Source organism: Methylobacterium sp. Leaf88, assembly GCF_001422795.1.
GTDB lineage: Bacteria > Pseudomonadota > Alphaproteobacteria > Rhizobiales > Beijerinckiaceae > Methylobacterium.
Genome location: NZ_LMMK01000045.1, coordinates 94,812 through 115,077, shown reverse-complemented (window position 1 = coordinate 115,077; position 20,266 = coordinate 94,812). Strand labels below are relative to the sequence as shown.

Sequence of the window (20,266 nt, the reverse complement as noted above, 5' to 3'; positions counted from 1 at the left end):
GGCGCCGTGATGGCGGCGTCGCCGGCCGCGGCCGAGCCGTCCAAGGCCTTCGCGCCGATTCCGGCCGCCACCCTGGCCCTCATGCAGGCGCGGGGCACCACGGCGGCGGCCCCGGTGCTGTTCCGGGCCTACAAGAAGGAATCCGAGATCGAGGTCTGGAAGCGGGCCGGCAGCGGCCGCTTCGTCCACGTGAAGACCTTCCCGATCTGCCGCTGGTCGGGCCAGCTTGGCCCCAAGCGCAAGAGCGGCGACCGCCAGACCCCCGAGGGGTTCTACACGGTGCCGCAGCGCCAGATGAACCCGAATTCGCGCTACTACCTCTCCTTCGACCTCGGCTACCCCAATGCCTATGACCGGGCCCACGGCTCCACCGGTTCGGCCGTGATGGTGCACGGGGTCTGCTCGTCGATGGGCTGCTTTGCCATGACGGACCAGGTGGTGGGCGAGATCTACGCCATCGCCCGGGAGGCCTTCGCCGGCGGTCAATCCGCCTTCCAGTTCCAGTCCTTCCCGTTCCGGATGACGGCCGCGAACATGGCCCGGCACCGGGCCGATCCGAACATCGATTTCTGGCGCCAGCTCAAGGAGGGCGCCGATCGATTCGACGCCCTCGGCGAGGAGCCGGCCGTCAGCGTGGTCGGCGGTCGCTACGTCTTCGCCCCCGCGAAGGATCCGGCCAAGGAGGCCCAAGTCGTCGTCTATCGCGGGGCCGAGGAGGCGCGCATCGCCACCTTGGTGGAGGAGGGGAGCGCGGCCGTGCGCACCACCTATTCCGACGGGGCGCAGCATCCGTTCTGGGCGGCGCTCGCCGCCAAGGGGGCCTCCCTCGGCGACGTGAGCCGGCCGGAAGCCCTCGCGTATGCGGGCCAGGAGGTGGTGGTCATCGCGGCCCGGCCACGCCCGGTCCCCGTGGCCGAGGCGGTGTGGTCGCGCTGGATCGCGCCGGACTCGCCGCTCTCGCGAACCCGGATGCCGGGCTTCGTCCCGGCTTATGAGCGTATGGCGCCGCTCTTCGCGCCCCTGGCGACGGCCGCCCTCGGGACGGAGGCTTATCCTGTCGCTTGGCCGCGCCTGGTTCGCTTCGGCCTGTCGGGCATCCTGCCGGTGCCCGGTCCGGCCCGGGGCACCCTCGACGTCCTGGCGCAGCGGTGAGTGGGCCGGTGGCCGGGTCGACACAGTTCGCCGGCGAAGTTCCGGGCCAGATGCCTCGCCGCCCAGCCATGTGCGGGCTCGCACATCGGGGGGAGGGGCGGCTTACTACCTCAGAGCAGTTCCACTTCGATCCCGGCACCCGCCTATCGCCGACCCGCGAGGATTGGATCGCGCCGGTGCGACGAAGGGCACCCGATCCAGATTGGGATCGGGGCATATGGTAATCGAACGATGACCTTCTCCTCCCGTCCCTTCGCGGATGACGGCCTCACCCTGACCTTCTGGGGTGTACGCGGTTCGACGCCCGTCAGCGGCCCGGATTACATCGAGTTCGGTGGCAGCACGCCCTGTCTCGAGATCCGGTGCGGCGAGCGGCTGTTCCTCCTCGATGCGGGTTCGGGGCTGAATGCCTGCGGCCGCCATCACCGCGATGCGATGCCCAAGGAGATCGACCTCCTCTTCAGCCACCTGCACCTCGACCACACCGCCGGTCTGCCGTTCTTCAAACCCGTGGTGCTGGACCCGGAGCGGACCCTCAACACCTATTGCGGCAATCTCGACGGGGAGAGCGCCGCCGCGGCCCTCGACCGGCTGTTCGCGCCGCCGCTGTTTCCCGTCACCCTCGACATCATTCCCTGCCGGCTCGCCCATCACGGCTTCAAGGCCGGCGAGCGGCTGACCTTCCCCGACGGCGCCACCGTCGACACGATCCTGCTCAACCATCCGCAGGGCTCGGTGGGCTACCGCTTCGAGCATGCGGGCCGGCGGCTCTGCGTGATCAGCGACATCGAGCACAGCGATCCGTGGCCGGACGCGGCCCTGAAGGACTTCGTGCGGGACGCCGACCTCGTGGTCTATGACGGCATGTTCACCGAGGGCGAGTATCCGGTCTGCCGGGGCTGGGGCCACTCGACCTGGCAGAAGGGCGTGGAACTGGCGCAGGCCGCCGGAGTGAAGGCCCTCGCCATCATCCACCTGCATCCCTGCCACACCGACGCGATGCTGCGCAGCGTCGAGGCCGACATGCAGGCGGCGATGCCCACCGCCTTCATCGCCCGCGAGCGCCAGACCGTGGCCGTGGGCGAGCCGGTGTGCAGCGCGCCTACCCTGGCCCTGGCGCGCACCGCCTGAGGCGCAGGGGCCCTCGCCCGAACGGGGCGGGACCTGCCGGTCGATCAGGCCGCTTCCTCGCGCCCGACGCGGCTGTGGCGCCGGCTCCAGGCGAAGTAGATGACGAGGCCGATGGCGAGCCAGACCAGCAGGCGCAGCCAGGTCTCCCCGTCGAGCGAGACCATCATGGCAAAGCAGCTGAGGATGCCCAGGATCGGCACCAGGGGGACCAGGGGCGTGCGGTAGTCGCGGCGCGCATCCGGCTGGGTCCGGCGCAGGATGATGACGCCGATGCAGACCAGGATGAAGGCCAGCAGCGTGCCGATGCTCGTCATGTGGCCGAGCTGGGAGATCGGCAGGAAGCCGCCCAGCGCGCTGGTGAACACCATGAAGAACAGGTTCGAGCGGTAGGGCGTCTTCCAGGCCGGGTGGATCTTGGAGAAGAAGCCCGGCAGCAGCCGGTCCTGGCTCATGGAGTAGAACACCCGGCTCTGGCCCAGCAGCAGCACCAGGATGACGGTGGAGAAGCCCGCGATCACGCCGAGCGTCACGAGGCTGCGCAGCCACAGGAACGGCGTCTGGCCGATGGCGGTGTTCACCGGGGCGGCGTCGCCCTTCATCTGGTCGTAGTGCACGAGGCCGGTGAGCACCCCCGCGAAGGCGATGTAGATCACCGTGCAGATGGCGAGCGACCCCAGGATGCCGATCATCATGTTGCGCTGGGGATTCTTGGCCTCCTGCGCGGCCGTCGAGACCGCGTCGAAGCCCACATAGGCGAAGAACACCACGCCGGCGCCCCGCATGATGCCGCTCCAGCCGTACTCGCCGAAGGTGCCGGTGTTCTCGGGGATGAACGGCACGTAGTTCTGCGCCTTGATGTAGAACAGCCCGACCCCGATCACGACCGCCACCACGGCGAGCTTGATCAACACCACCACGGCGTTGACCCGGGCCGATTCCCGGATGCCGATCATCAGCAGGGCGGAGGCCGCCACGATGATGAAGATCGCCGGCAGGTTGACGAGGCCGTGGGCCGTGGTGCCATCGGCGAGGGCGTAGGTCTCGAAGGGGGAGTGGACGAGGCTCGGGGGCAGGTTGATCCCGAGGGTGTCGCGCAGGAAGCGCGTGACGTAGCTCGACCAGCTCACCGAGACCGTGGCCGCGCCGACTGCGTATTCGAGCACGAGGTCCCAGCCGATGATCCAGGCCACGAACTCGCCCATGGTGGCGTAGGCGTAGGTATAGGCCGAGCCCGCCACCGGGATCATGCCGGCGAGTTCGCTGTAGCACATGCCCGCGAAGGCGCAGGCGATCGAGGCGATGGCGAAGGAGATCACCACCGCGGGGCCCGCATGCTCGGCCGCCGCGATGCCGGTCAGGGAGAACAGGCCGGCGCCGATCACCGCACCGATGCCGAGGGCGATCAGGCTCCAGGGGCCGAGGGTGCGGGCGAGCTTGTGCTCGCCGCCCTCCGCGTCGCTGTTCAGCCGTTCCAGCGATTTCGTGCGCGTGAGGTCGCCCGCGAGGCCTGCCGCCATAGGGTGGTCCTATCCTGGTTGGGAGCGGATGACCCGCCCGGCATTGCGGGCGGGCCCGGAAGAGGATGGCAAGGGTGTGGTCTTCGTGAGGAGCGATCTTGGCGTTTGCCCAACACAGTGGCAAACGGCGATTGGCGGCCCCGGCAGGTTTCGGGCCGCGCTCCCGTCACGGGCGCGTGATCGCCGCGGTCGCCGCGTCCGCACCGTCGATGAGCGGGCCGAGGATCGCCCGCGCCCGCGCGGTGATGGCGGGGCCGGCCGTTTCCGGCGTTCCGGCCGCGAAGGGGGGCGCCGGGGCGTATTCGGCCACGAGCTGGCTCGTGCGGGCCGCCTCCGGCCCGGCGAGCCGCGCGCAGAGCGCCAGGGCGAAGTCCAGACCCGCCGAGACGCCCGCCGCCGTGACGCGGTTGCGGTCGAAGACCACGCGCTCATCCACCGGAATGGCGCCGAGGCGCGGCAGCACCCGGTCGCGGACGCACCAGTGCGAGGTGGCGCGATAGCCCTGCAGGAGGCCGGCCGCCCCGAGGATCAGCGAGCCGGTGCAGACGCTGGTGATCCAGCCGGCGCGCGCCGCCCGGTCGCGTAGAAAGGCCAGGGTGTCGGCATCGCGCATCTGCGCGGGCGTGCCGTCGCCCCCCGGCACGAACAGCACGTCGAGGTCGCGCGGGCAGGTCTCGAAGCTGTCCCCGGCCAGGAGGGTCAGGCCGGTATCCGATGAGACAGGGCCGGCCGCGCGTGCCACGAGGTGCAGCCCGCCTCCGGCGATGCCGGCGAGGAGGGCCTGCGGCCCGACGAGATCGAGGGCGGTCATGCCCGGATAGAGCAGCATCGCGATGCGCAGCGCGCGTGTCCGCGCGGGCCCCGCCTCGGGCGCCCCGGCCGCGGAGGATTTGACGGCGGTCAGCGCTGCGGCGCCCGCGAGCCCCGCGACCGCGACGGCGCGGCGGGTGGGGCCGGGGGGCTGGATCACGCGTTCGGCCCGACCGCGAAGGATTCGATGGCCTTGATCAGCGTCGCCGCGCGGTAGGGCTTGGTGAAGAACACGCTGCCCGCGATGAGGCGGGGCGGCGTCTGCGAGAACCCCGTGGCGTAGATGACCGGCAGGTCGGGACGCAGGGTCCGCGCGGCCTCGGCGAGCTGCCATCCGTCCATCAGGCCGGGCAGCCGGATATCGGTGAACAGGATGTCGACGGACGCTTCCGCCTTCAGGATGTTCAGGGCGATCTCGGCGGTCGCCGCCTGGAAGACGGCGAAGCCGGCATCCTCGAGATCGGCCGTGATGACTTCCAGCAGCAGAGACTCGTCCTCCACCATGAGGATGCGTGGTTTGGCCGAGCCGCTCATTGTCGTGGCGTTCCGTCAGGCGTAGCCCAGGCGTGGTGTGCGGCCGAGCCGGGACGCCTCTCCACTCGGATGAGGGGACGATAGCTCGGTTGGATCGCGAGGCAAGTAGATCCATACCGTCGTGCCACGGCCCGGTGCACTTTCAATCACGACGTGCCCATCGGATTGCTTGGCAAAGCCGAAGACCTGGCTCAGGCCGAGGCCGGTGCCCTCGCCCACCGCCTTGGTGGTGAAGAACGGCTCGAAGGCACGGGCGAGAACCTCCGGGCTCATGCCCTGGCCGCTATCCGCGACCGCGATGGCCACGTGATCGACGGGGCGCAGGGCGGGGATCTGCTCGGCTTCCGCGGCGGGAACGTTGCGCGTGCGGATGACCGTGCGTCCGCCCTTTTCGGTCGCGTCGCGGGCATTCACCGCGAGGTTCAGCAGGGCGTTCTCCAATTGGTTGGCGTCGACGCAGACGGGCCAGACCTGCGGCGTGAGGGTCATTTCCGGGCGCTCCACCGCGTCGAGGGCCCCGCGCAGGAGTTCCGACAGGTCGCGGATCAGCCGGTTCGGGTCGACCCGCACCGGCTGGAGGGGCTGGCGCCGGGCGAAGGCGAGCATCTTCTGCACCAGGGCCGCGGCGCGCTCGGCCCCCGTGAGCGCGCCGTTCAGGGAGCGGCGCGCCCCGCTCTCCGGAGGCAGGAAGCGCTCGATCCGGTCGAGGTTGCTGATGACGACGCCGAGCAGGTTGTTGAAATCGTGGGCGACGCCCCCCGTGAGGGCGCCGATGGCCTCCATCTTCTGGCTCTGGCGCAGCATCTCCTCGGCCCGGTCGCGCTCGGCATGGGCCTCGTGCAGGGCGGCCAGCGCCGCGTCGCGCTCGCCGATCCGCGCCAGCAGCTCGGCATTCGCCCTGCGCAACTGGTCGGGCGAGGGCAGGGCGAGGGCCCGCGGCAGCAGGACCCAGAGCAGGATCGCCGTCACGATCGAGGCGGCGGCGGTGATCGCCTTGATCACGGCCTCGGCCGCGTAGTCCGGCACCCACAGGGTCCAGATTCCGAAGAGATGGGTGGTGCCGCAGGCGAGGATGAAAAGGGCGAAGGCCCAGAACATCCATCCGAAGGCGATGTCGCGCCGCCGGGTCACGAAGACCCCGAGGGCCACCGGGATGGTGAAGTAGGCGAAGGCGATGATCGCGTCCGAGACGACATGCGTCCAGATCAGCTCCGGCCGCCACAGCAGGCAGATCCCGTGTGGTGCCAGGCTGGTGCGGTCGAGGAAGCCGCTCAGGATCGCGAGCATGTCAGGTCTCGGAGGCTCCGGGTTCATCCGCTTCCGACCGGGCAGGCGCAGCGGGCATGATCTGCGTCCGATTATAGCCTGAACAACGCCTGACGTCCCAGACAAAAGCGCGTGTTGACTATGAGCTATTAAGGGTCACGACTGGGGCGTACGCTGATTTATTATGGCTCTGCACGGGGACGGCGCCGCCGCGCGGTTTTGGCCCGCGGTCTCGGCGCGCGTACGCTCCCCCGTATGGAGGGTGAACCATGTGCGGTGTCAGCCGCTCGGCGCATCGGTCGAGGCGGAGGAGCCGGTGGTCCGCGGCGGGGCGAGATTCCCGAGAGTGGCACGGAAGGGAACTCGCAGCCGATCGATCCGCCGCGATCGCCGAGGCCTCGACGGTGCGCGAAACCGGAGCGGGGAAGCCTGTCCCACACGGCCGGGCACCGACCGGCGCCGAAGTCCGCTCCCGACTCGCCGCTCCCGACTTGTTGATCGCGTCTTGCCGAGCGCTTCTCGCCGGGCGCGTCTATTCCACCACGACCTTGTAGGTCTGGCCCGCCCGGAGGGGGGCGCCGCGCTCCAGGCCGTTCAGCACGAGGAAGCGCTCCACCGGTTTATCCGGGACCACCATGCGCTGCGCCAGGGTCTCGACGGTCTCGCCGGCGCCGGCCGTCACCACCACGAGGCGCAGGGGCCGCAGGGTCCGGGCCTCGGCCGGATCGATCGCGGACAGGCTCTCGGTCCAGCGCCGGAAGGCGCCGTCCGGATCGGTGCTGCCCTTGGCCGCCATGATCATTCGGAAGGTGGTCTCGCCGACCCGGATCACGGCGAGGCGGAAGGTCCAATCCTTGCCGCGGGACAGGGCCGTGGCCGCCGGGTAGCCGGCGACCATCCGGTTCTCCAGTGAGCCCGGCTCGACGACATCGTTCCAGGTCGCCTTCAGCACCTCGTCGAGGCCCTGGCCCGGATTGCTCTCGACCTGATCGAAGAGCAGGCGCCGACTGCCCTCTCCGGTGGTGCCCAGGACCGCGTTGCGGGTGTTCTCGATGGAGAAGCCTTCCGGCACCTCGAAGGCGATGCCGAGGGCGGGATGGAGGAACTTGCGCCCGCGCACGACGCCGTCGCCCGGATTGTCGCCGTAGGCGATGCCGTCGATGGCCGCGAGGTAGCGGGCGCGCTCGTCGACCCCGAGGCCGGGGGCACCGATGAGGCGGGCGGCGCGGGTCACCAGGGTGATGCGCTCGGTGGTGCCCGGATGGGTCGCCAGCATATCGGGTTCGCTGGCCATGCCGGTGCCGGTCTTCAGGGCCGTGGTCCGGCTCAGGGCCGTGAGGAACCGGCCGGCGCCGAACGGATCGTAGCCGGCGCGCGCCAGGGTGCGCACCCCGACGCTGTCGGCCTCGAGTTCCTGATCGCGCGAGAACCGGGCGAGGGCGAATTTCGACTGGCTCTGGAGCTGGGCGCCCGTCACGGGATCGTTGAGTACGTCGGCCACGACCTTGCTGACCAGCTGCGAGCGCAGCGCCAGCTCGGTGCGCGCCGTGGCGTGGCGCAAGGTGACGTGGGCGATCTCGTGGGCGAGGACGGCGGCCACCTCGGAGGTGTCGCTCGCCAGTGCCAGCAGGCCCCGGGTGACGTAGAGCCGGCCGCTCGGCAGCGCGAAGGCGTTGATGACGGGCGAGTCGAGCAGGGTGACCGCGTAGGTCTCCTCCGGCCGCTCGGTCGCCTTGACGAGGCGGTCGGTCACGTCGCTGACGAGACGCAACGTCGCCGGGGACCGGTACTCGCCGCCGAAGGAGGCCACGAGCTTGGCGTGGTCGGCGTCCGAGGCAGTGCGCTCGCGCCCCGTCGTGCGCGGCGCCTCGCGGGGCACGGCCAGCGCCGCCTTCTGCACGACGGCACCGGTCTGGTCGCCGATGCAGCCCGAGAGCAGCAGCCCTAGGAGCGGCCAGGCGGCGGCCTGCCGGCCGGGCCGGAGCCGGCCCGCCGGCGAAGGAGCGGCCATCGTGAGGCGAAGGATCGAACCCATGCCGTTCAGCGCCGCTGCGCCTGCTCCCCGTCCAGAACTTCGATCATGTCGGCACTCGCGATGTCGAGGGTCGGGCCGCGCCACGCCTCGACCACCCCCCGGACCCGGACCTCTCGCCCGCGCAGGGAGGCCGCACTCAAACCACGTTCCTGCAAGACGCGCCAAGTGCGTTTCGACACGGTCACGGTCAGCCCATCCTCGCCCCGGCCTGCGAAGTCGAGATAGGTGCGGCGCGGGCGCTCGCCGACCCACCGCACCGCGCCCTGCATCACGACGAAGTGACCCAGTCTGGCGCGCAGGGCCGGGCCGTCCCGGACGTCCGGACCGGCTTGGCCCCAGAGGCCGCGGCCGCGCCGTCGCGCCCCGGCCTCGACCGCCAGGAGAGCCGGCCGGCACAGGGTGTCCCGCTCGCCCGCATCGACCGCGACGAGGCCGAGGGCCACCAGCCCGGCCGCGAGATCGGGCGTCGCCGCCTCGGCGTCGGTCTCGGCCACCGTCGCGTCGACGTGGGACCGGCCCCATCGATCGCTCTCGCCCCGGGCGACCAGCGTCAGGGAGTGTCCGTTCCGGGCGAGCAGCCAGGCGCCGGCCTCCGACGCCAGGTCCGGCCTGTCCGGCCAGCGCACGCCGTCCAGCACGGCCCGTTGGCCGGACGCGAGGATCAGCTCGCCCCGCACGCCGAGGCCGGCGAGACGCTCCGCCCGCGCCGGCGCCTCACGGCACTCGGGCGCGCCCGCGCCGGCCGGGTTCGGCAGTGCGAGAGCGGCACCCACGGCCAGGCCGAGACGCCGTCCTCCCCGCAGGCGGGGCGATCGTCGCTGTACGATCGTCACGAAAACCGACTCCCGGGCGATGGTGCGAATCCCCCGCCATTGTCGCCCCGTACGGGGTGGAGACAAGGAAGGGGGTCGGCGCGCCGGGCGGTTCATGCCGCATTGCGGCAAGATGGCCACAGGCGAGACGACCGCCCAAGGGGAGGGGAGGCCGGCGGGGCTGGGCCTCGCGGACCGGCCGGCAGAGACGTGCGTCCCCGGTTGGCGGGTCCGGACGATGATGCTAGGAACACCCCCGGTGAGTCTCCGTAGCTCAGCTGGACAGAGCACAGGTTTCCTAGATCTTAATTGGGCGTCGCGAGGGGAAACCGCGCGGCGGATCCGCTCAAATTCGGGGAACGCTCACCGTGTGCTTCCGGCGCACGCAGCCAATCCCGAGCCAAGCCCGGCACCCGCATCCGCGGGCTTCGGGACGGTGTAGAGACTAGACGGGCGGCACCTAAGGGGTTCGGCGACGAAGCCTACGGTGAAGGGATAGTCCAGACCACGAACGGGCGCCTCCGGGCGCGCGGCGGCGGAAGCCGAAGTGGGATGAAACCTGGGGTCGCAGGTTCGAGACCTGCCGGGGACGCCACCACGTACGCGCCGTGTCCGGCGCGCGATTGCATCGATCTTGCTTCAGAATTTTGTAGGCTCGGGCTTGGAGGCTTGGGCCGTTGCGCCGGGCATGCCCCCGCAAGGGCAGGGGGCGACCCGTACACGCCCGCGTGCCTGGGCTCGGCGCCCGCAGATGCGGATCGAATCGGCGCGCGCTGGCGGGCCGGTGTCCGAATGGAGGCTTGGTCCGGAAGGCCCGTCCTAGGGCTTGCGCGTCCGCGAGGCTTCCTCGATGGCCGCCTGATGATATCCGCTGTCGTGGTAGGCCGCTTGGGGCGGGCGCTGCCCCTTCGCCTCGCCGTCCGTCTTGCCGATCGCGGGTAATCCCTGTGCCGCCGAGGCCCGTGGATTGCGAAAAGGCAGAATCGTGGCCGTCTGCTGATGATGTCCCATAGTCATGACGCGTGAGGTCCCTTCATGCGCTGCCTTCGCAGCGCCGTGGGACAAGAGTATAGGTCTGCCTGATACGTTTTGCATCACGAGGAGCCCGATAAATCCTTCAGATGCGAGAAATATAGGCTTGCCCCATATTCTTTCAGGATTGGTCAAGGTCTCTGACCGTTCGAGGCGTGAAATTGGGCATGACCGCTTCTTGATCTGACGGTTGTTGATGGGCGGGCGCGATCTCGCCGTCCGGCACCCGGATGCCGTCTGCCCCAGGGCTCGACCACGCCGGCCGCCCGGGCCCGGTCGCGATGCGGGAAATGTGGGGTGGACGGCTTGTCCACATGATCGCCCGGTCGCGTGATCCCCAGGGCCCCGTTCGGTTTGACGCCTGCGGGAGGGGGCCATACCGTCCCGCCGGGCGAACGGAAGGCAGGTCGTCTCCGCGGCGAAGCCTTCGCTGAGGGCGAAGGGGCCGGACGTGGTCAGGCCCTGGCGCTGCAAGGGCTCGCAGCAGAGCGTGGGACGGGCAAGATGGCTGGGCAGAAGACGGACGCACGGGACGTTCACGTGGGGCAGCGAATCGCCGAGCAGCGCAAGAGGGCGTCCCTAACCCAGAAGCGCGTCGCCCAGAGCTTTGGGATGTCGGCCGCCCAGTTGCAGAAGTACGAGAAGGGCACGAACCGCATCAGCGCCATCCATCTCGACACCTTCAGCCGGCTGACGGGGGTGCCGATCGCCTATTTCTTCGACGGGCTGGAGCACGAGGGCGCGGGACCGTCCGGCGGCGACGCAGGACCGGGGTTCGCCGAGGGGCCTCAGGAGGTCTACGCCGCCGACAATCCCTGGCTGGGCCTGACGAACGTCGTGGTGCAGCACGTGAGCGCACATTTCCCCGAGCCGGAGCGCCGCCGGTTCGCCGCGATCCTCCAGGCGATCGGGCGCCAGCTCGACGACTGATCTATCGTCCGATTCGTTCGCTTTGGCGGATTTATCCGGTCTTCCGGCTTGACCCTGCGGGGCCGTCCTGCCAGACACGCGCGCCTGATCAATCGGGAACGGCGCCGCGACAGCTTGGGCGCTCACAGCATGGGGACCCCAATGCCGCGTTCAAACTACCTGTTCACGAGCGAATCCGTCTCGGAAGGCCACCCCGACAAGGTCTGCGACCGGATCTCCGACACCGTCGTGGACGCCTACCTCGCGGCGATGCCGGAGGCCCGCCTCGGCGTCGAGACCCTGGCCACCACCAACCGCATCGTCATCGCGGGCGAGGTGCGCGGTCCCGATTCCGTGACCTTCGACCATCTCGCCGAGCTGACCCGCGCGGCGGTCAAGGACATCGGCTACGAGCAGTCGGGCTTCCACTGGAAGAACAACGACATCGCCATCCACCTGCACGCCCAGTCGGCGGACATCGCGCAGGGCGTGGACTCGTCCGGTAATAAGGACGAGGGCGCGGGCGACCAGGGCATCATGTTCGGCTACGCCTCCGACGAGACGCCCGAGCTGATGCCGGCGCCGATCTACTACGCCCACAAGATCCTCAAGGACCTCGCCGACGCCCGCAAGGCCCGCCAAGGCGACGCCGCCAAGCTCGGCCCCGACGCCAAGAGCCAGGTCACCGTCCGCTACGAGAACGGCCGCCCCGTCGGCGTCACGCAGATCGTGCTCTCGACCCAGCACCTGGACGAGTCCCTCGACTCGGCCGACGTGCGCGCCATCGTCGAGCCCTACATCCTGGCCGCCCTGCCGCAGAACTGGGTCTCCGAGGAGACCGTCTGGCACGTGAACCCGACCGGCAAGTTCGTGATCGGCGGTCCCGACGGCGATGCCGGCCTCACCGGCCGCAAGATCATCGTCGACACCTACGGCGGCGCGGCGCCCCACGGCGGCGGCGCCTTCTCGGGCAAGGATCCGACGAAGGTCGACCGCTCGGCCGCCTACGCGGCGCGCTACCTAGCCAAGAACGTGGTGGCCGCCGGCCTCGCCACCCGCGCGACGATCCAGCTCGCCTACGCCATCGGCGTCGCCAAGCCGCTCTCGATCTACGTCGACCTCCACGGGACCGGCCAGGTCGACGAGGCCCGGCTCGAGGACGTGCTGATGAACGCCTTCGACCTGTCGCCCCGCGGCATCCGGACGAAGCTCGGCCTCAACAAGCCGATCTACGCCCGCACCTCCGCCTACGGCCATTTCGGCCGCGCCCCGGAGGCCGATGGCGGCTTCTCGTGGGAGCGCGTCGATCTGGCCGACAGCCTCAAGTCGGCCCTGGCCTGACCCCATGACCCTGGGGCGGGACCAGCTCCCGCCCCACCCGGGCGGGCACGAATCACCGGAGGGCGCCGACCGCGCCTTCTACGGCCGCCGCAAGGGCAAGCGCCTGCGGGCCGGCCAGGAGCAGCGCCTGTCCGAGCTGCTGCCGACCCTCCGGCTGACCCTGCCGCCCGCCGGCGAGCCCCTCGATCCTCCGGGCCTGTTTCCCGTCCCGGTGGACGAAGTCTGGCTCGAGATCGGCTTCGGCGGCGGCGAGCATCTCGCCGCCCAGGCGGCCGCCCACCCCCGCACCGGCATCATCGGCGCGGAGCCCTTCGTCAACGGCGTCGTCAAGCTCCTGCGCGCGGTGGACGAGGCGGCCCTCCGCAACGTCCGGATCTGGGACGAGGACGCCACGGCCCTGCTCGCGGCCCTGCCCGATGCCAGCCTGGCCCGGGTCTACCTGCTCTATCCCGATCCCTGGCCCAAGCGCCGGCAGCGCAAGCGCCGCTTCGTCTCCGATGGCGCCCTGGCGGAGATCGCCCGCGTGCTCCGGCCCGGCGGCGTGTTCCGCTTCGCCAGCGACATCGACGATTACGCCGGCTGGACCCTCGTTCGCGCCGCGCGCTGTCCGGACCTCGCCTGGACCGCCGAGGCGGCCCGGGACTGGACGCAGCCCTGGTCGGATTGGCCGGGCACCCGCTACGAGGCCAAGGCCCTCGCCGCCGGCCGGCCGCCGAGCTACCTCGAATTCCGCCGGGTCGGACCGGCCTGAGCGCGGTGGCGGCGTAACCCGGTTTGCCGACATCCTTTTGATGGGGTTGTTCGAGAAACGCGCATCCCCATCTCAGCCCGGCCTTGTTCCGCTTGGACTTCGGTTGTCTGATGGGCCGCGATCACCGCGAGCCGTCCGGTGGAGTGCGGTCGCGCGTTCGTGACACGAGGTCGGACGCGCCGAGCGAGGATGTGGCGTGCACGACGCTTCGGACAAGTCTTCCATGGACAAGTCTTCCATCGCGGGCGTCGGGACGGACTTGGCGTCGGCGCCCGCCCCGGATGCCGGCCCAGGATCGGGTCTGCACGGGACGGCCTTCGCGCAGGCGCCGATCGGCATCCTGGTGGTCGACGGGGCCGGCCTCATCCGCGACGCCAACCCCCATCTCTGCGATCTCCTCGGCTATGAGCCGGGCGCCCTCAATGGGCGGGCCCTCTCGGTCCTCGGCGCCGTGGCCCAGCGCGTCTGCATCCGGCGCTGGCTCCGGGCGGACGGCACCGGCCTGGACATGCGTATCCGCCCCTCGAAGCAGCGCGACGACCTGCAGATCCTCGTGGTCGAGGCCGTCGATCCCGACGAGGTCGTGCGGGCCGAGGAGAACCGCGCCGCCCTGACGGCAGCGGGCCTGGGCGAGTGGCGCTACGACTTCGCCGACGGCCGGGTCGTCCTGTCGCGCCGGGCCGCGCATCTCCTCGGTTATGCCCCGGACGATCCGGTCACCTGGACCCGCCTCCAGGCCGCGATGGACGGCGGCGAGGTCGCGCGCATCCGGGCCCAGGTCCGCGCATCCTTGCGGAACGGCGCGCCCTTCACCTTCGAATGCCGCCTGCGCCGGGCGCCGGACGGCACCGCGATCGATGTCGGGGTCCGGGGGCAGGCCATCCCGGCGGGGGAGGGCGCCGATCGACCCGCGACCCTCGTCGGCGTGGTCGAGGACGTGACCACCCACGTGGAGGCCCGCAACGCCCTGCGGGACGGCGAGCAGCGCCTGCGCATCGCCACCTCCCTGGCGGCCCTCGGGATCTTCGAATGGCACATGCTCGACGACCAGGCGATCTGGGAGAACGAGCGCATGTTCGCGATCTTCGGGCGCAGCGCCGCCGACGGCGCCCTGGGCAAGCGCGAATTCCTCGAGACCGTGCTGCATCCCGACGACCGCCCGGCCTTCCGCGCCGCGATCACGCAGGCCCTGCGCGAGGACACCACCCTGGCGGTCTCGGCTCGCATCCGCCGCCTCAGCGACGGGGCGTGGCGCACCCTCGACTTCGCCGGGCGCTTCGAGCGCGACGCGCCCAACCGCCTGCCGCGCCGCCTGATCGGGGTCGTGGCCGATGTGACCGAGCGCCGGCTCGCCGAGGAGCGCCAGACGCTCCTGATCCGCGAGCTGCACCACCGGGTGAAGAACACCCTGGCCACGGTCCAGGCCATCGTCGGATCGACCGCCCGCACCGCCTCCAGCATCGAGAGCTTCTACGAGGCCTTCGTCGGCCGGATCATGTCGCTGGCCCACACCCACTCGGTCCTCACCGAGGACACCTGGCAGACGGCGTCCCTGCGCACCCTGCTCGCCAACGAGTTGAAGCCCTATGCGGAAGGATCCCTGAACGGTGCGGAGGAGCGGGACGCCCGCATCCAGCTCTCCGGCCCCCCCGTCGACATGGCGTCCGAGGTCGCGGTGCCGATCGGCATGGCGATCCACGAACTGACCACGAACGCCGCCAAGTACGGGGCCCTGTCCACCCGGGACGGCCGGGTGGCGATCACCTGGGCGCTCGAGCCCGGCGGTCCGGCCGGGACCCTGCACTTCACCTGGGTCGAGAGCGGCGGCCCACCGGTCGCACCGCCGAAGCGGCAGGGCTTCGGCTCGCGCCTGCTCCAGCGGGTGCTGACGGCTCAGGTGCGGGCCGAGGTCTCCATGAACTACCCGCCGGAGGGGTTCACCCTGACGATGCGGGCGCCCCTGCCGGTCCGCAACGCGGCGCTGAATCCGCTGGCCTGAGGGCGCTCCCGCGAAGGAGGGCTGCGATCAGGCCGCGCCGCGGCTGTCGGTCTCCCCGCCCGCCTCGACGAAGGCCTTGAGTTCGTCGAGGGAGCCGAAGGTGAAGCGGCCCCGCGGCGTGTCCGCCTCGATCACGCCGGTGGAATACATCACGTAGGTGTTCCCTCCCGAGGCATAGGTGCCGACGACCTGCGGTTCCTCCGCGACGGGGGGCGTGGACTCGGCGGCCGGCGCCTCCGGGGACGGTTCGGGCTTGTCCTCGGGAACGCCCACGAACTCGGCCGTCTCGACGGCGGACGGATGCGGGGGAACGGGGTCGGGCGCGCGACGGGGCTCCGCCTCGGCCTCCTTGAAGCGAGGGGCGCTCTCAGGCGCCGGCTCGGGTGCCGGCGCGGGAGCGGGGCCGTCGAACAGGTCGTTCTCCGTCGCCCGGGTCTCGGGATCCGGTGTGGCGTCGGCGATGCGCGGCTCCGGGATGTGCGGCTCCGGACGATCGTGGGGGGCGTCCGCCGGCAGCAGGTTCGGCAGCAGAGGTTCGGCGGCCGAGGGCTCCGGGGATGGCGGCGCGGGGTCGAAGAAGGTCGGTTCCAGGCCGGGGCGAGTGGAGGCGGCGCCTCCCAAGCCCGCGCCGGCGCCCAGACCCGCTCCCAGGCTCGCGGCAGTGGCGGCGAGGCTCGGCCGGGCCCGCTGGGCGGCGCTCGGGTCTGCTGCGCCGCCGGGGGCGAGCCCGGTCTCGGCCGGGGGGAAGGACGGGGTCGCCGGACGCGCCTCGCGGAAGGCGCGCTCCAGGCCGCGCAGGCGGCCCGCCACGACCGCCAGTCCCAGCACCACGGCCCCGGCCGACGCCGTGGTGGCGCCCGCGATGGTCATGGCGAGACCGCTCTCCAGCCGGACGAAGGGGAAACCCTGGATGACGGATACGATTCCGCCGACGATCATGACGGCGGCCAGCGCGAACAGCGCGATATTCATGGATGTCTCGACAAACGCCTGCACCTTCAGGTGCGGCGCGCACACTAAAGGCCTGGGGGGCATTTGCAAAACGCACAATCGCACGTCGGGCGCAGCTACGCCCCGGGCAGGCCCCCGCGGATCGCCGCCGTCCGGGCATCGTCGCCGCCCGGGCGCTGACGCCACCCGGGCATCGACTTCATCCGGGCATCGACTTACGTAACGGCGCGTTGGTGCGAGGATCGCGCGCGGATCGCGCGCCTGATCGTGTCCGATGTCTCACGAGACGGAGAGTTGCCCATGACCTTCACCTTGCCCGAACTGCCCTACGCCTACGACGCGCTCGGCCCCTACATGTCGAAGGAAACCCTCGAGTTTCACCACGACAAGCACCACAAGGCCTATGTCGACACGGGCAACAAGCTGCTCGAGGGCACGGGCCTGGAAGGCAAGAGCGTCGAGGAGGTCCTGACCTCGGCCTACGGCAACAACCAGCCGCTCTTCAACAATGCCGGCCAGCACTACAACCACATCCATTTCTGGCAGTGGATGAAGCCCAACGGCGGCGGCGCCGCCCCGGGTGCGCTCGCCAAGAAGATCGACGAGGATCTCGGCGGCTTCGAGAAGTTCAAGGCCGACTTCATCCAGGCCGGCGTCGGTCAGTTCGGCTCCGGCTGGGCCTGGCTCGCGGTCAAGGACGGCAAGCTCGCCATCATGAAGACCCCGAACGGCGAGAACCCGCTCGTGCACGGCGCCAAGCCGATCCTCGGCGTCGACGTCTGGGAGCACTCCTACTACATCGACTACCGCAATCGCCGCCCCGACTACCTCAAGGCGTTCATCGAGAACCTGGTGAACTGGGAGCACGTGGAAAAGATGTACGGTGAGGCCACCGCGTAAGGCCCCACGATCCTACGGCCTCGCCGCGAGGCTGGGGACAGGCGCCGTCTCGCGAAGGACAGGGCCGTCGCTGACGGAGACCGGCTGACCGGAATTCTCCGGCGGCCCGCCGTCATCCCGGAGCCGCGTCGCGGAAGCCGGGATCTGGAAACGCAGGTGGTGCGAGATTTCGCACGGGCGGCGGCTCTGGAGTCCGGGCTCGTCTCCGACGACCCGGAATGACGGCGAGGTGTCCTGGGCGAGTGTCTGGTCCAAGGCGAGAGGGCCTGCTGCGCCGGGGCGGACCGGCCCGGTCGGGCGAACACCGACCGCGGGCCGTCCGTCCGTGCGCGGCGCAAGGCGCGTGACCGTTGAACGGTTCCGCGTTTGCGCCGGGCGCGCCGGCATGGTCTAGGGCTCGCCCGACTCTCCCCGCCCCGCGTCCCGGCAGTCCCCCATGATCCGCAGCATCCTCTCCGTCGGCGGCTGGACGCTGGTTTCGCGCGTCACCGGGTTCGCCCGCGACGTGGTGATGGCCGCGATCCTGGGAGCCGGGCCGGTGGCCGACGCCTTCGTGGTGGCGTTCCGCCTGCCGAACCACTTCCGGGCGATCTTCGGCGAGGGCGCCTTCAACACCGCCTTCGTGCCGAGCTACGCCAGCCTGTCGGAGACCGAGAAGGCCGACCCGGAGACGGGCGCGGCCCGGCGCTTCGCCGACCGCATCTTCACCCTGATGCTGCTGGTGCAGATTTGCTTCCTGGCCCTCGCCATGCCGGCGATGCCCTGGGTCGTGCGGGCCCTGGCGCCCGGTTTCTCGGAGGACCCGGAGCGGTTCGCGCTCGCCGTCTCGCTGACCCGGATCACCTTCCCCTACCTCCTGTTCATGACGCTGGTGACCCTGTTCTCCGGCCTCCTCAACGCCCATCGGCGCTTCGCCGTGGCGGCCGGTGCGCCGGTCCTCCTGAACCTGTCGATGCTGGCCGCCCTGGCCTCGGCGCCGCTCTTCCCCAACGCCGCCTACGCTGCCGCCTGGGGCGTGACGGTGTCGGGCGTGCTGCAATTCGCCCTGGTGTGGTGGGATTGCCGGCGGGCGGGCATCGCCCCGACCCTGACGACACCGACCCTGCGCGACCCGGCCATGCGGCGCTTCTTCAAGGTGCTGGGGCCGGCGGTGATCGGCTCGGCCGGGTTCCAGATCGCCTCCTTCGCCGACACGATCCTGGCGAGCTTCCTGCCGACCGGTGCGGTCTCGGCCCTGTACTACGCCGACCGGCTCTACCAGCTGCCCTTCGGGGTCATCGCCATCGCGGCCGGCACGGTGCTCCTGCCGGAGATGAGCCGGCGCATCGCCGGCGGCGACGTCGCCGGCGCGCATGCGGCGCAGAACCGCGCCGCGGGCTTTTCCCTCGCCCTCTCGGCGCCCTTCACGGTGGCGTTCCTCACCCTGCCGGTCCTGATCATGACGGCCCTGTTCCAGCGCGGCGCCTTCGGGGCGGAGGATGCCGCCCGCGCGGCCTCGGTGCTCGCCGCCTACGGGCTCGCCCTGCCGGCCGTGGTGCTCCTGCGCAGCGCGCTCCCGAGCTTCTACGCCCGGCAGGACACGATGACCCCGCTCATCGCCTCGCTGACCGCCATCGCCGTCAACGTCGCCCTGAAGGTGGTGCTCACCGGTCCCTACGGCGTGACCGGCCTCGCGATGGCCACGGCCATCGGCCAGTGGGTCAACCTCGGCCTCCTCGTGGCCCTCGCCTGGCGCCGCGGCTGGATGGCCCCGGGCCGCACCCTCGGGGTCACCGGCGTCGGGGTGGTGGTGGCCTGCATCGCCCTCGCGGCCACCGCCCATTACGGCCTGCCCCTGGCCGATGCCCTGGTGCCGGCCCTGCCGCGCCTGCGCGAGATGGCGGTGCTGGGCCTGCTCGGGATCGCCGGAACGCTGGTCTACGCCGTGCTATTGTTGGGGACGCTGCGCCTGTTCGGGCTTCGCCTGCGGCGCGCCTGATCCCGCCTCCGCTCGCTCGCAGGCGAGGGAACCGCCGCGCCGGCGCGGCGCTCGACCGGATGCGACAGAGGAGCCCGCATGACCGAATCCCCCCGCATCGCCGTCTTCGACGCCTACGGCACCCTGTTCGACGTCCACGCGGCGGTGTCGCGCCACGCGGACGCGATCGGGCCGGACGCGGCCGCCCTGTCCGAGACCTGGCGCGCCAAGCAGCTCGAATATTCCTGGGTGCGCGGCCTGATGGGGTGCCACGCCCCGTTCTGGGGCCTGACCGAGCAGGCCCTGGACTACGCCCTCGCCCGATACCCGGAGGTGGACCGGGCGCTACGGCCCCGGCTCCTCGACGCCTATCGCGACCTCGACGCCTATCCGGAGGTGCCGGGCACGCTCCGCGCCCTGCGCGCGGCGGGATGGCGGACCGCGATCCTCTCCAACGGCGACGCGGCGATGCTGGAGCGGGCGGTGGCCTCGGCGGGGCTGGCGGACCACCTCGACGCGGTGCTCTCGGTGGAGTCCGCGCGAACCTTCAAGACCGCCCCGGCCGCCTATCGCATCGCCACGGACCGCTTCGGGGTCGGGCCCGAGGCCGTGCTGTTCGGCTCCTCGAACCGCTGGGACGTGGCCGGGGCGGCCGCCTTCGGCTTCCGCCCCGTCTGGGTCAACCGCAGGGGGCTGCCGGACGAATATGCCGATCAGCCCCCCGAGCGGGTGATCGAGAGCCTCGACGCCCTGCTCTGAGGGCGGGGCCGCCCGGGATGCGGCTGTCAGGCCGCCCGGATTGCGGCTGTCAGGCCGCCCGGATGGTGGCCAGGAACTGCGAGACCTGGCCGCCGAGATGCTCCGACTGGCGCGACAGCGCCGAGGCCGAGGCCAGCACCTGGGCGGCGGCCGCGCCGGTATCCTCGGCGGCGCCCGCGACGCCCGAGACGTTCTGCGTGACCTCGCCGGTGCCGATGGAGGCCTGGGCCACGTTGCGCACGATCTCCTGGGTCGCCGCGCCCTGCTCCTCCACCGCGGCCGCGATCGAGGCCGCGACGTCGCTGATCTCGCGGATGCGCCCCGTGATGGCGCCGATCGCCTCCACCGCCTGGCCCGTCGAGCCCTGGATGCGGGCGATCTGGCCGGTGATCTCGTCCGTGGCCCGCGCC

16 protein-coding genes and 1 pseudogene are annotated in these 20,266 nt (G+C 71.2%); 9 read left to right on the top strand and 8 right to left on the bottom strand.

Annotated features, from left to right (window positions below):
• The first annotated feature begins 9 nt into the window (after positions 1–9).
• A complete protein-coding gene (locus ASF20_RS17065; protein ID WP_082501439.1) occupies positions 10–1,152 on the top strand; it encodes a murein L,D-transpeptidase family protein in 1,143 nt (380 codons plus the stop codon).
• Positions 1,153–1,383: 231 nt separating this feature from the next.
• Positions 1,384–2,283 (top strand): MBL fold metallo-hydrolase, encoded by a 900-nt coding sequence (locus tag ASF20_RS17060; protein WP_056276078.1) that lies wholly within the window; start codon positions 1,384–1,386, stop codon positions 2,281–2,283.
• A 44-nt stretch (positions 2,284–2,327) separates the two neighbouring features.
• On the opposite strand, the gene ASF20_RS17055 is transcribed toward ASF20_RS17060, so the two are convergent.
• The 6 genes from ASF20_RS17055 to ASF20_RS17030 form a co-directional block, all read right to left on the bottom strand.
• Positions 2,328–3,800 carry an amino acid permease gene (locus tag ASF20_RS17055; protein WP_056211717.1) on the bottom strand — a complete coding sequence of 491 codons (1,473 nt, stop codon included), beginning with the start codon at positions 3,798–3,800 and terminating at the stop codon, positions 2,328–2,330.
• Between the two features lie 166 nt (positions 3,801–3,966).
• Positions 3,967–4,629: a DJ-1/PfpI family protein gene (locus ASF20_RS17050; protein WP_056276641.1), complete on the bottom strand. Its 663-nt coding sequence runs from the start codon at positions 4,627–4,629 to the stop codon at positions 3,967–3,969.
• Positions 4,630–4,766: 137 nt separating this feature from the next.
• Positions 4,767–5,144 carry a response regulator gene (locus ASF20_RS17045; protein ID WP_056211718.1) on the bottom strand — a complete coding sequence of 126 codons (378 nt, stop codon included), beginning with the start codon at positions 5,142–5,144 and terminating at the stop codon, positions 4,767–4,769.
• 15 nt (positions 5,145–5,159) lie between these two features.
• Positions 5,160–6,431: an ATP-binding protein gene (locus ASF20_RS17040; protein WP_056211721.1), complete on the bottom strand. Its 1,272-nt coding sequence runs from the start codon at positions 6,429–6,431 to the stop codon at positions 5,160–5,162.
• A gap of 511 nt (positions 6,432–6,942) precedes the next feature.
• Positions 6,943–8,421, bottom strand: coding sequence for a M48 family metalloprotease (locus ASF20_RS17035; protein WP_056276638.1), 1,479 nt, complete (start codon positions 8,419–8,421; stop codon positions 6,943–6,945).
• Positions 8,422–8,450: 29 nt separating this feature from the next.
• A complete protein-coding gene (locus ASF20_RS17030; protein WP_082501409.1) occupies positions 8,451–9,278 on the bottom strand; it encodes a DNA-binding protein in 828 nt (275 codons plus the stop codon).
• Between the two features lie 1,515 nt (positions 9,279–10,793).
• Between ASF20_RS17030 and ASF20_RS17020 the strand changes: the two genes are divergently transcribed.
• The 4 genes from ASF20_RS17020 (at position 10,794) to ASF20_RS17005 (ending at position 15,289) form a co-directional block, all read left to right on the top strand.
• Complete coding sequence (locus ASF20_RS17020; RefSeq protein WP_056276073.1) at positions 10,794–11,219, top strand: helix-turn-helix transcriptional regulator; 426 nt, start codon at positions 10,794–10,796, stop codon at positions 11,217–11,219.
• A 141-nt stretch (positions 11,220–11,360) separates the two neighbouring features.
• Positions 11,361–12,539, top strand: a complete 1,179-nt coding sequence (gene metK, locus ASF20_RS17015) for a methionine adenosyltransferase (RefSeq protein ID WP_056276071.1) — start codon at positions 11,361–11,363, stop codon at positions 12,537–12,539.
• Positions 12,540–12,543: 4 nt separating this feature from the next.
• Positions 12,544–13,290, top strand: a complete 747-nt coding sequence (locus ASF20_RS17010; RefSeq protein ID WP_082501408.1) for a tRNA (guanine(46)-N(7))-methyltransferase TrmB — start codon at positions 12,544–12,546, stop codon at positions 13,288–13,290.
• 223 nt (positions 13,291–13,513) lie between these two features.
• Complete coding sequence (locus ASF20_RS17005) at positions 13,514–15,289, top strand: HWE histidine kinase domain-containing protein (RefSeq protein WP_056276068.1); 1,776 nt, start codon at positions 13,514–13,516, stop codon at positions 15,287–15,289.
• A gap of 27 nt (positions 15,290–15,316) precedes the next feature.
• On the opposite strand, the gene ASF20_RS17000 is transcribed toward ASF20_RS17005, so the two are convergent.
• The gene (locus tag ASF20_RS17000) at positions 15,317–16,261 is read right to left on the bottom strand and encodes a hypothetical protein (RefSeq protein WP_056276066.1); all 945 of its coding nucleotides are present in this window, start codon (positions 16,259–16,261) and stop codon (positions 15,317–15,319) included.
• A gap of 279 nt (positions 16,262–16,540) precedes the next feature.
• Between ASF20_RS17000 and ASF20_RS16995 the strand changes: the two genes are divergently transcribed.
• From ASF20_RS16995 to ASF20_RS16985, 3 genes are all read left to right on the top strand, one after another.
• A complete protein-coding gene (locus ASF20_RS16995; RefSeq protein WP_055946939.1) occupies positions 16,541–17,140 on the top strand; it encodes a superoxide dismutase in 600 nt (199 codons plus the stop codon).
• Positions 17,141–17,576: 436 nt separating this feature from the next.
• Positions 17,577–19,118: a murein biosynthesis integral membrane protein MurJ gene (murJ, locus tag ASF20_RS16990; RefSeq protein WP_056276063.1), complete on the top strand. Its 1,542-nt coding sequence runs from the start codon at positions 17,577–17,579 to the stop codon at positions 19,116–19,118.
• A 78-nt stretch (positions 19,119–19,196) separates the two neighbouring features.
• Positions 19,197–19,856 (top strand): haloacid dehalogenase type II, encoded by a 660-nt coding sequence (locus ASF20_RS16985; protein WP_056276061.1) that lies wholly within the window; start codon positions 19,197–19,199, stop codon positions 19,854–19,856.
• Positions 19,857–19,905: 49 nt separating this feature from the next.
• On the opposite strand, the pseudogene ASF20_RS25045 reads toward ASF20_RS16985, so the two are convergent.
• Positions 19,906–20,266 (bottom strand): annotated as a pseudogene (locus ASF20_RS25045) (methyl-accepting chemotaxis protein); the annotation flags it as partial.

Excerpts from the sequence above, each read along its gene's own strand:
- ASF20_RS17035 (WP_056276638.1), bottom strand. The coding sequence starts at position 8,421 with ATGGCCGCTCCTTCGCCGGCGGGCCGGCTCCGGCCCGGCCGGCAGGCC.
- ASF20_RS17005 (WP_056276068.1), top strand. The coding sequence starts at position 13,514 with ATGGACAAGTCTTCCATCGCGGGCGTCGGGACGGACTTGGCGTCGGCG.
- ASF20_RS16995 (WP_055946939.1), top strand. The coding sequence starts at position 16,541 with ATGACCTTCACCTTGCCCGAACTGCCCTACGCCTACGACGCGCTCGGC.
- ASF20_RS17060 (WP_056276078.1), top strand. The coding sequence starts at position 1,384 with ATGACCTTCTCCTCCCGTCCCTTCGCGGATGACGGCCTCACCCTGACC.
- ASF20_RS17040 (WP_056211721.1), bottom strand. The coding sequence starts at position 6,431 with ATGCTCGCGATCCTGAGCGGCTTCCTCGACCGCACCAGCCTGGCACCA.
- ASF20_RS17010 (WP_082501408.1), top strand. The coding sequence starts at position 12,544 with ATGACCCTGGGGCGGGACCAGCTCCCGCCCCACCCGGGCGGGCACGAA.
- murJ (WP_056276063.1), top strand. The coding sequence starts at position 17,577 with ATGATCCGCAGCATCCTCTCCGTCGGCGGCTGGACGCTGGTTTCGCGC.
- ASF20_RS17065 (WP_082501439.1), top strand. The coding sequence starts at position 10 with ATGGCGGCGTCGCCGGCCGCGGCCGAGCCGTCCAAGGCCTTCGCGCCG.
- ASF20_RS17055 (WP_056211717.1), bottom strand. The coding sequence starts at position 3,800 with ATGGCGGCAGGCCTCGCGGGCGACCTCACGCGCACGAAATCGCTGGAA.
- ASF20_RS16985 (WP_056276061.1), top strand. The coding sequence starts at position 19,197 with ATGACCGAATCCCCCCGCATCGCCGTCTTCGACGCCTACGGCACCCTG.
- metK (WP_056276071.1), top strand. The coding sequence starts at position 11,361 with ATGCCGCGTTCAAACTACCTGTTCACGAGCGAATCCGTCTCGGAAGGC.
- ASF20_RS17045 (WP_056211718.1), bottom strand. The coding sequence starts at position 5,144 with ATGAGCGGCTCGGCCAAACCACGCATCCTCATGGTGGAGGACGAGTCT.
- ASF20_RS17020 (WP_056276073.1), top strand. The coding sequence starts at position 10,794 with ATGGCTGGGCAGAAGACGGACGCACGGGACGTTCACGTGGGGCAGCGA.
- ASF20_RS17000 (WP_056276066.1), bottom strand. The coding sequence starts at position 16,261 with ATGAATATCGCGCTGTTCGCGCTGGCCGCCGTCATGATCGTCGGCGGA.
- ASF20_RS17050 (WP_056276641.1), bottom strand. The coding sequence starts at position 4,629 with ATGCTGCTCTATCCGGGCATGACCGCCCTCGATCTCGTCGGGCCGCAG.